Below are 14,384 nucleotides of genomic sequence, written 5' to 3'. Positions count from 1 at the left end.
TCTATCCTCTTTTTATTTTTTGATTTATAATTTCTGATAAGCCGTACAATGCGGCGAAATCTGTGTTTTCTGCTGTTTTTAGAATTACATTTTCTGAGCTGATCCACCCATGCTGATCTATTGTTTTTCTAAAGCTGTTCAAGATGACTTCCCCTTGGTTCATAATGCCTCCTGCGCACACAATGCACTCTGGATTGTATGCAAGAATTAGGTTTATCATCATTTTTCCCCAAGCATCCAATGATTCATCTAGAATGTAGGCGAAGGCATGATTGCCCATCTTTTCTTCATCGAAGATGTACTTGTAATCGATCTTAGAAGGTTTATCTTTTAGGCCAATGTTAGCAGCACTATTTTCAACTTTTTCAGTTAGTGCCCACGAAGAAGCAACAGATTCCAAGCATCCTTCTCCTCCACAATTGCACTGATCGCCATTGAAGTCTATTATAGAATGACCGATTAGATTGCCTGCGAAATAGTCTTTGCCTTTTAGGAGTTGGCCATTAAGCATAACCGCGGAACCAATTCCAGTGCCGAAAGTGACCATGACTAAGTCCTGATATCCTTTGCCTGCACCATGAAATGCTTCACCCATTAAGGCTGCTTTCGCATCATTTTCGAGAAATATAGGAACGCCAAAATTTTGCAAACACCATTCGTTTAGGTCAATGTCTGATGCATCCGTGTATTTTACGTAATTAGATAAAATTTTGTTTTTATCAGAGTCTACGAAGCACGGTAAGGACATTCCGATAGCAATAAGCTGGTCATGCTCATACATTTTCTGTATGACTTGTACTTTTTCTTTGATTAACTCCAGAACAGTTTTCAAAGATGAATTATCATCTATAGCCACTAATTCGTGGTGCATTAGCTCAGCATTAGACATAACGCCCAACTTAATTCTTGTTCCTCCTATATCAAAGCAAATGCTGTACTTCATCTTAATAGCCTGTATTTTGTGGAAGTAAATTTTTATTCAAGTCTAACTCTTCTTGTGGAATCGGGAATAATTTGTGAAAGTCACTTACTTGAGCTTCAGGTTTTGCTGCTTTCACGGTTTCTTCTAACTTATTAAACCGGACGAGATCGAACCATCTCTTTCCCTCTCCAGTGAATTCCCAGCGTCTTTCATTTAAAAGCGCCGTTTTGAAAGAATCATAGGATAATCCTTCCAAGTCAGGAAGCACATCAAGGGTTATTTCTCCATTGAATCGTGCTCTTTTTCTAATGGTATTAATGGCATCATAAGCTTCCGCATTAGGTCCGTTATTTAACTCGTTAATGGCTTCAGCTTTCATGAGGTAAATGTCAGATAATCTCAAGTAAGGAAAATCGTTTTCGGTGTTTCCACCATTCGGCTCTGATTCTTGATCCCAATATTTTCTGATGTGTGGTTCGATGGATAAAACTCTTCCATCTAGGGCAAATACCTTATCCATTAAAGTAACTTCTCGTCTTCGATCATTCGGGTCGTATGAATCGAATAGATCTTGAGTTGCGACTTGCCATCCTTGGGCATTTACACCGGTAATTTGTTCTTTCAATTGAGCAGGGAGTAATCGGACATTGAATTGACCTACTTCCCAGAAAGAAATAGAACCATTTGCATCGCCGAAACCAATATTAAAAATAGATTCTTTGCCATTTTCATTTGCTATCCTGAATGCATCTGCAAAATCTTCCCAAAGTTCATATTGCCCCGAATCCAATACTTCATCGCATAAGGCAATACACGCTGCATATTCTCCGATGGTTAAGTGAACTTTGGCCAACAAGGATTTCGCAGCACCAGAAGTTGCACGACCTAATCCATCGCCTCTATCATGTTCCGCAAATGTATTTTCTGAAGCAAATGTCAAATCTGCTTTAATTTGTTCGTATACTTCGCTAACGCTGGCTTTCGATGGAAATAATGGAGGCTCTGTATCTATAAATAATGGCACTTCACCAAATAATCTTACTAACTCAAAGTACAACAGACCTCTCAGGAATCTAGCTTCTCCTAGCAAACTTGCTTTTCTAGCCTCGTTCATGGAAACATCAGGAATACCATTAATGGCAAAATTCGCATTGTTAATCCCCTTATAGCAATTCTGCCAGAGGTCATAAAGCGTTCCATTCACTGGATTATGTGTGAAATTTTCTAATTGATCATATTCTAGAACGCCCACGAATCTGTTTTCCATTTCATCACTTGCTAGACCACTTGCAACCCAATAACTACTATGATATACACCTCCGAAAGTAGGCGGTGTACTAGTAGAATTCAAGATGGCGTAAATGGAATTCACTGCCGAAATAGCATCGTTCTCTGTCTCGAAATAATTATCGACAAAAATCTGATCTTGTGGATCTTCTACTAGAATATCCGTACAAGAATTCATGCCGAATAAAAGGAAAAAGCTTGCGATAATATATATGTGTGTTCTTTTCATGATGTTCAAAATGTTACTTGTATTCCGCCTTGAAAAGTTCGTGATAATGGATATCCTCCATAATCTATTCCTTGCAGTAGACTACTTTGTCCGAATGCAAATACTTCTGGATCATAGCCTGAATATTTAGTGAAAGTCCACAGATTCGAAACATTAGCATATACTCTACATCGTTGTAGGTTTATTTTGCTTCCGATTGACTCCGGGATGGTATAACCTAGACCAACATTTTTAATTCTTATAAATGAAGCATCTTCTATTTGTGCGTCACTAAATACATTTCGTTCACTAGGAGCCACTTTAGGATAAAAGTTGTTCGGGTTTTCTGGAGTCCATCTATTTTCCCAGTAGGAAGTCAATACATTCGTTTCACCTTGCAGTGTTCCGATTTCAAATAAATAAGCGTTCACCATTTTATTTCCGTGAGAACCATTGACAAAAATCGAAAGGTCGAAATTTTTATACTCAAAGGTGTTCGTCATGCTCCAGATGAAGTTAGGAGCAGCCTTGCCTAAGACTTGGCGATCAGCTTCAGATATCTTTCCATCAGGAGTGTTCGTTAAGTTTCCTTCTGCATCTCTACCATTCCAATCCACATACTTTCGATCTCCAGCTTCCGCGTTCTGACCCGCTAAGACTGCGGCTTGTTGTGCCTCTTCATCACTTTGAAATAATCCATCAGATTTTAGACCAAAAAACGTTCCGAGTGGTTGTCCGACTCTTAGGAAACTCCATCCTGTAGGTACCTGAAGTACGCCAGGTACTGGGATATCATTATCATCAACTAAAGCTAGAATTTCATTTCTATTCACGGAAATATTAGCATTGGTGTCCCAAATAAAAGCACCTGTTGTATTGTGCGAGTTTATACCAAGCTCAACTCCTGTATTTCTTAATTTTCCGATGTTAGATAGATAACTGGAGAATCCCGATGTCGTTGGAATGGGTGTGTTTAATAGTAGATCGTTCGTGTTTTTCATGTAACCATCTAGAACTATTCCGATTCTACCTTCCATAAATTCCATGTCGATTCCGATATCTGCTTGGTTCGTTCTTTCCCATCTCAATCCTGGATTCGGAAATCTCAAGGGTTGAAAACCAAGATATGATTCACTATTAGTGAAGGTTCCTTGCCCTGCTGGGCCTACCGTCGCTAATGAAGTATAAGAAGCAATTTCTTGGTTCCCAATTGTTCCATAACTCATTCTGACTTTCAATGTTGAGAAGAGACCTAGATTCTGAATAAAGGGTTCTTTGTGTAATTTATAGGCTACCGATAAGGATGGAAAAAATCCATATTTACTTTCTTTACCAAATTTTGAAGAACCATCTAATCGTCCTGTTAATGTTAGTAGGTATTTATCATCAAGGATGTAATTCGCTCTTCCAAAGTAAGATAGAATTCCCCATTCAGATTCTCCTGTTGCCGGTGGCTGTGGATTCAATGCAGAGCTTAGACTATGATATCCAGTTCTGTTGTCTTGAAAATCTAAAGCAAAGGCAAACAATCGTTCGGAATTAAATCCTTGAATGGAATATCCAGCCAGTGCATCTATGTTATGTCTCTTGCCGATGTTTTTATTGTAGTTCAATGTTAGTTCAGTAAGCCAACTGACACCGTCTACTGTTCCGACGACCGCCTCTCCATTGTTAGGTTCTGTTCTTTTTAAGAAATTAGGAACGTATCGGTTTTCTTTTACAGAAAAGCCATCTACTCCTAGACTCGCCTTAAGGGATAGGTTATCTAGGATTTTGTAATTCGCAAACATGGAACCGATAACCCTTGAATTCAGACTGATATTATCCGTTTCAAGTGCATCGGCAACCGGGTTTCCGATGTTTCTTCCACGATCATCTTGGAAGGTATAACCACCAGGGCCGTTTTTATTCAGCACTGCTAAATTAGGTTGAAAAAGGACTGCGGAAACGGTCGCACCGGGTAAGAGCGTTCCGGTTCCTTGAGACCCTGTTAGCACACCATTCGAAGTGATGTGACTTAATCCAACATTAGCTCCAACTTTCAGTCTCTGGGTGAAATTATTTTCAAGGTTAACCCTGAAATTATATCTTTCGAAATTGGAATTTATGATAATTCCTTCTTGATTAAAGTATCCTCCAGAAATAGCATAACTGGTTGTTTTGCTACCACTTGTAAGGCCTAATTGATAACTTTGGATGGCTGCAGATCGAAGAATTGCTTCTTGCCAGTCTGTTCCTTCTCCTATTTCTTCTGGAATGATGTATCGAACATCTACAGGAAACCCTTCCTCTCTATTGTATTCATTTATATAATTGGCGAATTCTTCCCCGTTAAGAAGGTCTAATTTTTTAGAGATTTTCTGAACGCCAAAATAACTGTCGAAACTGATGTTGTTTCTTCCTTCACCACCTTTTTTAGTTGTAATAAGAACGACACCATTGGCACCTCTAGAACCATACAAAGCAGTTGCCGAAGCATCTTTTAATATTTCTATGGATTCGATGTCTGCAGGATTAATTGCTGAAAGACCGTTCAGAGAAGAACCTGCTGCTGCGCCCACATTCACTTGACCATTATCAGAATTCATTAGCATTCCGTCTATAACATATAAAGGCTCATTTCCAGCGTTGATAGAACTGGTTCCTCTAATTCTTATCGAAGTTTCTCCACCTGGTCTACCACTGACTTGAGTTACTTGAACTCCTGCGGCTCTGCCCTGTAAGGCTTGGTCGACTGACGTTGCATGAGCTTTCTGAATGTCATCTGCGGAGATGCTAGAAACAGAACCTGTAAGGTCACTTTTCTTGACAGTACCGTAAGCAACCACAACAACTTCATCAAGGACACTACTCTGCTCGCTCAGTTGGATGTTCAGAAAGTCGCTATTTAGGACAGGAACGTTATAGTTTGTGTAACCGATGTAGCTAAATTTTAGGGTGTCACCTGCTTTTAGGCTGATTTCAAAATTTCCGTTAAAGTCCGTTATGGTTCCAGAAGTCGTATTTGAAAATACATTAACACCTATAAGTTCTTCACCCGTATTAGCGGAAGTCACTTTCCCTTCTATATTTAAGACATCTTGTCCAGTGACGATTGTTGCTGAAAAAGCAAGCACTAGAAATAAAAATAATGATCTGAAGGAAGCATTCAGATACAAATTGTGAGTTAGAAAACTAAAGTTTTTATACAACATCATTCTCTCTTTAATTCTATGAAGTAAGTAAAACTATCAGCTCGGTAGTATGTCTTGTTGTATTCGACGACCCGTTTTCCTTGGTCTGAAACAATTCTAGATCTAGACAAAACAGGATCTCCAATTTCAATATTGAGTTTGTCTGCAAGAACAGCATTGGCTTTTTCGGCCTTTATTTTTTCTTGAGAGAAGTGGACTAAGGTATTGTACTTTTTGTCCAAGAGCTCGTAAAGAGGCAAGTTGAAATCGTCATCTTCTGAAAGATCAATTCTAGGATGAAACCAAGAAGTGGTAAGGACTGCAGGTTTTTGGGACGTGCCCCTCAGTCTTCTTAGTTTTAATACGTGTCTTCCTTGTGTAATCTTGAGCGCATTAGCGACTTCTTCATTTGATATAACGTCACCAACTTCTAATTCGTAGTTGATGACGTCTATCCCCTTGGCATTCATTTCTTTCGTAAAACTTAACCAGTTGCTAAGGTGTGAAATGGTTGGCTGTTTTGAAACTCTTGTTCCGACTCCCTTCTTACGTTCAAGTAGGTTTTCGTTCACAAGATTTTTAATAGCTTGTCTTGTTGTACTTCTAGAAATGCCGAGTCTTTTAGAAAGGTCCACTTCGTTCGGTAGCAGTTCTCCATTCTGATACTTTGGAAGTGTAATGAGCTTTCTAAGCAATGTTTCCACTTGATAGTAGAGCGGTATTTTACTATCGTGTTCAATTTTTAAATCCATGTCCGTATGTCCATACATACCAGCAAGGTAAGAATTTTTTCAAATAATTTTAGATTTTCTAATATTTATCCATTCAAATGTCAGATATGTTAGAATTAAATAAGTGGATAGGGCGTGAGGAGTTAATTTAATTTTGTGGAATAGGTCAGTATTATTCGATGAAGCAAAGAAAACAATGCAGGGAATAATCCTTGATCTCGTCTCTTATCAGAATTTATTGGGTCAAATATTGTCAGTATATAGTTTGACAATGATTAATCATTTGTCAAATTTTAGTATGACAACCAACATCCAGTTGTAAGATTATAAGGTCTAATCTAAATGTGGGAAATTTACCATCTTAATATCCTGCTATACCTCGATAATGTAAATTCACTTTTGCTTTTATCAGTGAGAATTATTGTCGGAACACTCTTCAAAACTGTATTGAATTCTTTCCATTCAGCGATTAGTTCAACATTGCTATCAATCGGGACTTCAGCAGTGATCTCGATACCGTTATCAGCAGTTCTATTAAATTGAACATTAGAAAAAGGGATCACAAGTTCATTCGATTTAATGATCAGAAGTTCATTCAGAAGTCCAGGATTTTCCTTTAAAACACCGAACCCACCTAACGCTTCCTTTAAAATATCATCTGTTGTGTGAATCTTTATTAACGCCGAAACATCTCCCTTTTCCAAAAGGAGCCGAGTTGCATTTCGATTACTTTTCTTGTTAAATGAAACCGTATGTAGTTTATTAGTCGCAAGATTATCAAAGCTTTTCTTTACTTCCTTGCCCTCTACTTCTAAGATCAAAAGGGAAGAGATTAATGGATATTCTGCACCAATGCTATGCGTAACATCTAGGTGATCAATTGCTTGTTCTAATTTAATCTTGAAACTATAATGGATGAAGGTTTCCTTAAGTTCTGAAATAGAAATATGATCCGATAGGGACAATTCACCCAATCTAAAATCTTCAATTTTTAAGACACTTCCTTCTGAATGGATTAAGATAGATTCCGATAAAGACGACCTGTATACTTCGGAAGCTTCTAATATTTCATCTGCGGTGTAACGAATGTTTGAATCAAGATGTAGATAGTTGAAGAAAATTAGATTTTCAGCCGATACTTCTAGGTTGCCAGAAATATATTGATCTCCGATGTACAATTTGCAGATGGAATAGGTAAATGGATGCGCATTCATAGCTGTGGTGCTCCACCAAAATATTAGCATACAACTTACAAGTCTGCCTATTCGTCTAGTCGAAATCGCTCCGTTCATCAGTTTTGAACTTTTATGATTAGAAATTCCCAAGGCTTTAATGAAAGGTCACCACTTACCTTTTCTCCATTTGCTTCTTTGTTGTTTGATTTATAAACAGCATATTTTTCATCTATTCCTAGATTAATTATCGATTTTTTATCAGTGGCATTTAGCAATTTGATGACCCAGCCTTTTTGGTCTCTAGAAGGCTTAAACGAAGTAACAATTACATCATTAGATCCAGATATATTCACTAACGGCTTATTCGAAAATTGACCTAAATCCGCATAGGAAACGATTAACGGCTGGCTCTGTTCCATTCCAAATTTCTTGCGATCTGCATCGGACCACTTTTGATAAGGTTTTATGCTGTATCGGCTGGTGATCGGCCCTTCTTGATGACCTTTATAATTGACAAACCAAGTATTATTCATCACCCAGGAAAACAGTAAAGTGGACATTTCATGCTCCGTTCTCCACTTTCGTTTGTTCATGTCTTGCATCCATTCTTGACCGATCATTCCTCCGAACTCCACAAGTGGAACATCTAAATTGGCCAAAATCACACCATATTCATCATTGGAAAAATCTACAAATCGTTGAGGACAGTAGAAGTTTTTATTGGCTCCAGCCAGCTGATTTTCATCTGGTTCAAGGATAAAAAATGCTTGATCAATTTTAGTTTTAGCATTGGGCACTGAAAATGGAAAAGCGTAACGTACATTTTCATTCTCTACTATTTTCTTCTTGTCCACCGTGTTCTCTATGTCTATTTGTCCTAGCATATGAACGACTCGAATTCGCCGAGAAAGCGATTCTGCGCCAGGTGCTGTACTTGTGATCATGTACTCATCAAAGATCGGCCCTTTATGTAGCGTATCTATTGTGACATTTGATGATCTTTGAGGATTTTCGGCATTTAATCCGGTATACCAATATTCATTAAACCCAAATTGGCTTGTTGAATCAATAAAGTTATGATTTCTATTTCTCAGCCTCAGAGTGCTTAAGTTGCCATTTTTATCAAATTTTATATCTATATCTTTTCTGACAAAATATTTGGTCATTCTTTCATTGGACGGAGGACTATAGGAAACCTCGTAAAGCCTCGTTTCATAGGCAGGAACTCCACGAGCAATAAACACTAGCGACCCATCCGTTAAAAATTGACTCATAACCCTAATACCATTATGTGTCAATACATAATTTTCATCCCAATTAGGAAGGGTAATTAAGCCAGATCTTTTCCAAGAAGAGGTATTCGTAACGTAAAAATCCGAAATATTACCTTCTTCTACTTGGCTGGTTAGCAATTGAACAGCTAGGCTATCTGCAGTCAGCGCGAAACTTTGTTTGACCTTCCATTGATCTTTTGTGAAATCACTATCTGGATCAGACTTGCTAGAAATCGCACCCCAAGTATGCTCTGAAAAAAGCAGCACATTTCGCCATGCTTCATCTGAAACTTCAACTGGAAATTCAGATGCTTCTTCACTCATTGCCCACAATGCTTCTGCTTGAATCAATTTGTCAGCGGTATTTCGATTTAATCCTGTTTCTGTTGCTGAGGAAGCCGCTCCATCTTCCCAGTATGGTGTCAAATCGCCACTGTAGGTTGGCAGTTTATCTCCATATTTGGCTTCGAAATCCTTAAACATTTCTGAGGTAGTCGCTATTCTAAATTTAGGATACGCATACGTTTCGTTCCAATTTTTGATAAAATCTGGCATGCCTTGATCTGGTCCAGCATTGTCTCCCATGGTATATCTTAACTGAACAATATCGTAAGGATAACCTTCATCTTCTAGTTCGTTAAGAAACTTGAGAATAGGAGTTCCTCCTGATTTATCAAGGGTTCCTAGCAACCAATCATGAAACCAAGAGTACCCGTGTGTGGACATCCAAAATAGGATTTTGTCCTCTCCAGAAGGGGAAACCCAGTAAAAAGGTATGTCTCCCCATTCATTGATCGTATTCCCAACTTGATACCCACCATTTGCAAGATGGGGCATGTGATTCGGGCCTATGGAAAAATACTTGATATCATTTTCGAAAAGCGCGGTATGAATTCCCCAACTGTATCCAGGTACATCTGTGATCATTCCAGAAGTTAGTTTGATTCCATAGTTACTTTCTAGGCTATTGGCAGCATCTGCAATATGAAGCAATTCTTCATCTCTTTGCAATCCTGTCAATTCACTTCCGTAAAGGGCATCTAGACCGATCCAGCCTTTCTTTACAGCTTCTATAAATTTTTCTTTTTTCTCGGGCGTTGCTGTTTTTAAATAGGAATCAACGGCCCACATAATTTCAGAATTCCATTTATACCGTGATGCTTCCGGGTAATCTTTAGTTTTCTCAGCGAGTGCAATTCCTTCTTCGAAATTCCTCCATTGCATTTCTTCGACTTCATGCTGAAGATGCGTAAATCCAATGTCAATATGTGAATGTGGTAAAAAGTAAACCTCGAAATTACGAACGGGCTTTTGTCTCAAATGGAAATCGGAAGTCTCTCCATCAACGGCGAACGATAATTTGATGTTTCGTGCTTCCTCTACTGGCTCTAATTCTAAAGTAAATTCATTTCCACCTGCCTTGATGGGATAGGATTTTTCATCTTTACCATCGATGGAAATTAGGCAATTCGTTTTCTTGCCAAGATGGTTGTACTTTATTTCTAGCGGTTGCTTGAGACCATTCTTTGTATTTTTAATGGCCGGCAGAATTTCAGCGGTAAGTTCTTTTTTGACAACATTTTGGAAAGCCATATACCAATCTTGGCTTGCAGACTTGCTTCCCTGTATTTTAATACTTAACCTTTCTCCTACTGGATAATCACCGGATTTAATTGTCAAAAACATAAACCCAAAAAGATCTCCTTTTTTATCGTCTTTAAACGACCTGACAAATGCAAGTTCTGATCCATCGTCTAATTTGATGATCCAGTCACTTGGCTCTGGATCTGTAAAAACAGGAAAGGAATATTTCTTTTCACTATTCACATACAAATCAAAGAATGGAGTTTTCTTCGCATCGCCTGACCTTGCAGCTAATGCCATTTCCCAAACAAAGGTTAGGTATTCTTCCTCCGTTTCAACGACGGGTTCTCCAGAAAAGGAAAGGTATTTTTTGCCATCATTAGCCCTAACCAATAAAGCCACACTTTCATCCTGAAGATTTTGCAGAAAATCGAGCCGTTCACCTTCATTTGGCGTTAGGAATCCTTGATAATAAGTTTCAGATCGAACTGGCCACTCATTTTCTATTTCTATGGTTTGTTGACTGGAAACCGGCAGCGATAAAAGAAGAAAAAGAAGCACGGCAGAAGCAGTATAAATTTTCGTTTTATACATAATGGAAGGGTTTAAACGATTTCAAAATCCTTGCTAATCTAAGCTAATTTTTATAAACCTTGGTCGGTAAAGATTTGGCTTAGTCAGAACATCCACGAAAAAGTCAAAGGAATTTACGTTGTAACTAATGAGTAAAGAGTCAGGACTGGAGATGCTAGGATGCCCTTTCGCATTGTAGGCGAAAAAGTCTTTATCTTCCAATACTTCAGGGCAGTGATAGATTGTTTTCGGAGGATAAAATGGGCCTACTGGTGACTTAGAAAGTTGCATCACAACACTAGGTTCCATTCCTGCATGTTGATATACGAGTACAAATTGTCCGTTCTGCAATGGTGAAACACTCATTTCATTAGAGGTATTGCTGACAAGTTTCTTCACATTTTCCTTTTCAGACACCCAGCTTTTTCCATCCCAATATTTCCAAGCACTCATCTTATCGAAATCATTTGGAAGCACACGCGCTGCAAATAAATCCTTCTCGAAACCTATCGTCCCATAAATGTAGATGTATCCATCTGGATGAGGCGCCCCAGCTTCATTTGTGTTTACCAAAATGGCATTTCCGAAAGTTGCCTGCCCCATATAACCAGCTACAGGAAACATCAGATCTGTTTTGATGATCTCATAATTAGAAAATGGATAGCGCTCATGTTTGTCAATTTTCAGGATGTCTACAGATAATTGCTCAAAGCTGAAAAACCCTTCCGTTTCTACATCAATGATCTTATACGCAAAAATGTATAAAGCGGAATCTCCAGCGGTGTTAACAAATCCATCTCCTAACCAATAGTAATGTTCTTTATTTTCATCATTGGGTTCGAATACCGTTTTAGGCATTCCATTTTCGGACTTGTAATCGAACTTTAGCGAATTAATCAAATCCTCACCTGTAGCTATTCCTAAGGAATTATGAATCATTTTATATTCATCATTTCCTAACTTATTGTCCTTGATTTTTCCCTTTAGTTTAATGAGAGAATCACTGAAAACAAACAGTATAGAATCCTTTGCTGAGGGTTTAGAAAATTCTTTTCCATTTAATGGAATGGAAAAAATTCCATCAACTCCGAATACATTTTCGTCACGAAGAAAAGCATTTGTCCATTCAGCGTCTTGTTGAATAAAGGATTCTACTTGAGATGTAGAATTTGTTTTTTCTATGTCAATGTTGGGCTTACAACTTGCAAGCAATATCACGATGCAGAAGAGAATTAGTTTTTGAAACATAGCGATAAAGATTAAAAAAAAATGTGAAAAACTTCATGGTCTCACATGGAGTTACCTGTCCGCTTACCAGCGGAGGCTATGAATATTCTTTAAAATGAAAGATATCAATAAAAACCATGATCATTGAGAGGCTAACTGAAGGTCAGTATCTCAGATCATGAACCTAGAGATAAAAAAATTAATAATAACTTTGTCTCATGCTTACAATGTCAAAATATTTCAAAATTCTCGTGTTCCTAATTTTCTTAGGAAGCAGTCTAAATGCACAAATTTCCCTTCCTAAAATTTATGGGTCTAACATGGTCCTTCCGAGGAATAGTGAAATTCATATCCAAGGCAAAGTGAAGAAGGAAAAGTTTCTGACGTTGAATTTCCGCGATGCGAAAATAAAGACCGAAGTAAATAGAAAAACTGGCGAGTTTGAATTTATATTGAAGAACTTGGAGATTGGTGAAGCAGCTGATCTCACAATAACGGGAAAGAAGGAATCTCTAACTCTATCTAATGTGGTTGTTGGTGATTTGTGGTTGTGTGCTGGGCAATCCAATATGCAATATACCGCTAGAATGCTAGGCTTAACGGATGAAGAAATCGGATTTGATGCAGAATCGAATATTAGATTGCTAAATGTAAAGGTCGCTACAGATTATCTCCCACAAGAAGAAATTGCTGATGGTATGTGGGAAGAAGCTAACCGAGAAAACATTAAAAATTTTAGTGCGGTGGGGTATTTTTTCGGTCAATATTTGAGTAAATCTCAAGATGTTCCTATCGGTTTAATAAGTAGCAATCTAGGAGCGACTTCAATAGAAACATGGATGGGAGTGGATGTGTTGAAAACGTTTTCTCAGTTCGATGAAGTTACGGGTGAAATTGAATCGATTGGTAAAGATTTTAAAACACTTCAAGCAGAATTTGAAGCTGGTGAATCAAAGTGGAATAAGAAATATTACCACAAAGGACCAGGAATGGAAGGAGAATGGTGGAAGGAAGATTTAGATGAAAGCGATTGGCAAGAGACAGAGATTCCTATGTTCTGGGAATATTTGGGAGAAGAAGACCACGATGGAAGTTTTTGGTTTAGAAAACGATTTGATATAGAGAAGCAATCGCTAAACGAAGATTTAGTTCTTAAGTTAAATCAGATCGACGATTATGACATCACCTGGGTCAATGGACATGAGGTGGGAAGAAGTTTTGGAAGCGGAAACTTTAGGAGTTACATCGTTCCGAAGTCGTTTTTGAAGGAAAAGGATAATCAACTAACGGTGAGGGTTTTTGATATCGGTGGGCTAGGAGGAATGTATACGAATGCATTCTGGGGAAATAAAATCTTAAACGGAAAATGGAAATATAAGAAGGGAATAAAAATTGACAGTAAAAAATTCCCTAAACCTGTTCATCCGAATGGAAGTATTTTTTCCTATCCATCATTGCTTTATAATGGAAGTATTGCTCCGCTTCATCAGTTGCCTGTTACAGGAGTGATCTGGTATCAAGGAGAAGCCAATGAGCAGAGAGGAGAAGAATATGAAAAGCTGCTCAGCGCGATGATTGCAGACTGGAGAACAAAATGGAAGAATGAGAAACTCCCTTTTTTCATCGTCCAACTAGCGAATTATAGAGCAGAAACAGAAGAGCCTAAAGATGAATTGTGGCCAGAGCTTAGAGCTTCCCAATTTAAAGTTTCTGAAATGGAAAATGTGGATATTGTAACTGCGATTGATATCGGAGAAGGGGGAAATATTCATCCTAAGAATAAAGCGGAAGTTGGACGACGTCTTTCTTATTTAGCTTTGCATTATGTTTATGGTATGCCATTGAAAAAAGGTCCAACTTATATCAGCAACATCATTCAGGGCAACGAAATTTTAGTTGAGCTTAATACTTATGGAAGTCGTTTGCATAAAAGGTTCGAAAGTGAGAAAATTGGGGGATTCGCAATCGCTGGTGAAGATGGTAAGTTCTACTGGGCAGATGCTGAAATTATTTCAGATAACACCGTGAAGGTCTGGTCGGCAGATGTTCCGCAACCCAAATATGTAAGGTATGCTTGGTCTGATAATCCAGGATTTCTAAATTTAGTGAATGGATTTGGTTTGCCTGTGTTTCCTTTTAGGACGGATGATTTTGACTTGTTGACAAAGGGAAGGGTGTATCAGTTTGATCCGCATGGGTTTTAAGTTGATAGCATCACCGATAGTATCAC

Annotated in this window: 8 protein-coding genes; 1 reads left to right on the top strand and 7 read right to left on the bottom strand. The window is 38.2% G+C overall.

What is annotated here, in order from left to right:
- Nucleotide 1 precedes the first annotated feature (1 nt).
- From L2586_RS09680 to L2586_RS09650, 7 genes are all read right to left on the bottom strand, one after another.
- Entirely contained in the window at nucleotides 2–943 is a 942-nt protein-coding gene (locus tag L2586_RS09680) for an ROK family protein (RefSeq protein WP_235292687.1), read from the bottom strand.
- Nucleotide 944: 1 nt separating this feature from the next.
- The gene (locus L2586_RS09675; protein ID WP_235292686.1) at nucleotides 945–2,438 is read right to left on the bottom strand and encodes a RagB/SusD family nutrient uptake outer membrane protein; all 1,494 of its coding nucleotides are present in this window, start codon (nucleotides 2,436–2,438) and stop codon (nucleotides 945–947) included.
- 5 nt (nucleotides 2,439–2,443) lie between these two features.
- On the bottom strand, nucleotides 2,444–5,614 hold the full coding sequence (locus L2586_RS09670) for a SusC/RagA family TonB-linked outer membrane protein (protein WP_235292685.1): 3,171 nt from the start codon (nucleotides 5,612–5,614) through the stop codon (nucleotides 2,444–2,446).
- Nucleotides 5,611–6,360 carry a GntR family transcriptional regulator gene (locus L2586_RS09665; protein WP_235292684.1) on the bottom strand — a complete coding sequence of 250 codons (750 nt, stop codon included), beginning with the start codon at nucleotides 6,358–6,360 and terminating at the stop codon, nucleotides 5,611–5,613. Before L2586_RS09665 ends, L2586_RS09670 begins: the two co-directional genes overlap by 4 nt.
- 314 nt (nucleotides 6,361–6,674) lie before the next feature.
- Nucleotides 6,675–7,613 carry a hypothetical protein gene (locus L2586_RS09660; RefSeq protein WP_235292683.1) on the bottom strand — a complete coding sequence of 313 codons (939 nt, stop codon included), beginning with the start codon at nucleotides 7,611–7,613 and terminating at the stop codon, nucleotides 6,675–6,677.
- Complete coding sequence (locus L2586_RS09655; protein ID WP_235292682.1) at nucleotides 7,613–10,948, bottom strand: glycoside hydrolase family 38 N-terminal domain-containing protein; 3,336 nt, start codon at nucleotides 10,946–10,948, stop codon at nucleotides 7,613–7,615. The genes L2586_RS09660 and L2586_RS09655 overlap by 1 nt, the downstream gene beginning before the upstream one ends.
- A 33-nt stretch (nucleotides 10,949–10,981) precedes the next feature.
- Nucleotides 10,982–12,175: a DUF4185 domain-containing protein gene (locus L2586_RS09650; protein WP_235292681.1), complete on the bottom strand. Its 1,194-nt coding sequence runs from the start codon at nucleotides 12,173–12,175 to the stop codon at nucleotides 10,982–10,984.
- A 197-nt stretch (nucleotides 12,176–12,372) separates the two neighbouring features.
- Here L2586_RS09650 and L2586_RS09645 point away from each other — a divergent pair, with 197 nt between their 5' ends.
- On the top strand, nucleotides 12,373–14,358 hold the full coding sequence (locus L2586_RS09645; protein WP_235292680.1) for a sialate O-acetylesterase: 1,986 nt from the start codon (nucleotides 12,373–12,375) through the stop codon (nucleotides 14,356–14,358).
- Nucleotides 14,359–14,384: the final 26 nt, after the last annotated feature.

Origin of the sequence: Portibacter lacus (genome assembly GCF_021533215.1) — a bacterium.
Taxonomy (GTDB): domain Bacteria; phylum Bacteroidota; class Bacteroidia; order Chitinophagales; family Saprospiraceae; genus Portibacter; species Portibacter lacus.
Note: the sequence above shows the minus strand (reverse complement) of the source record. Positions and strands in the feature narration are given on the sequence as shown.

Coding starts and splice junctions, on each gene's coding strand:
- L2586_RS09680 (WP_235292687.1), bottom strand. CDS start 943: ATGAAGTACAGCATTTGCTTTGATATAGGAGGAACAAGAATTAAGTTG.
- L2586_RS09675 (WP_235292686.1), bottom strand. CDS start 2,438: ATGAAAAGAACACACATATATATTATCGCAAGCTTTTTCCTTTTATTC.
- L2586_RS09670 (WP_235292685.1), bottom strand. CDS start 5,614: ATGATGTTGTATAAAAACTTTAGTTTTCTAACTCACAATTTGTATCTG.
- L2586_RS09665 (WP_235292684.1), bottom strand. CDS start 6,360: ATGTATGGACATACGGACATGGATTTAAAAATTGAACACGATAGTAAA.
- L2586_RS09660 (WP_235292683.1), bottom strand. CDS start 7,613: ATGAACGGAGCGATTTCGACTAGACGAATAGGCAGACTTGTAAGTTGT.
- L2586_RS09655 (WP_235292682.1), bottom strand. CDS start 10,948: ATGTATAAAACGAAAATTTATACTGCTTCTGCCGTGCTTCTTTTTCTT.
- L2586_RS09650 (WP_235292681.1), bottom strand. CDS start 12,175: ATGTTTCAAAAACTAATTCTCTTCTGCATCGTGATATTGCTTGCAAGT.
- L2586_RS09645 (WP_235292680.1), top strand. CDS start 12,373: ATGCTTACAATGTCAAAATATTTCAAAATTCTCGTGTTCCTAATTTTC.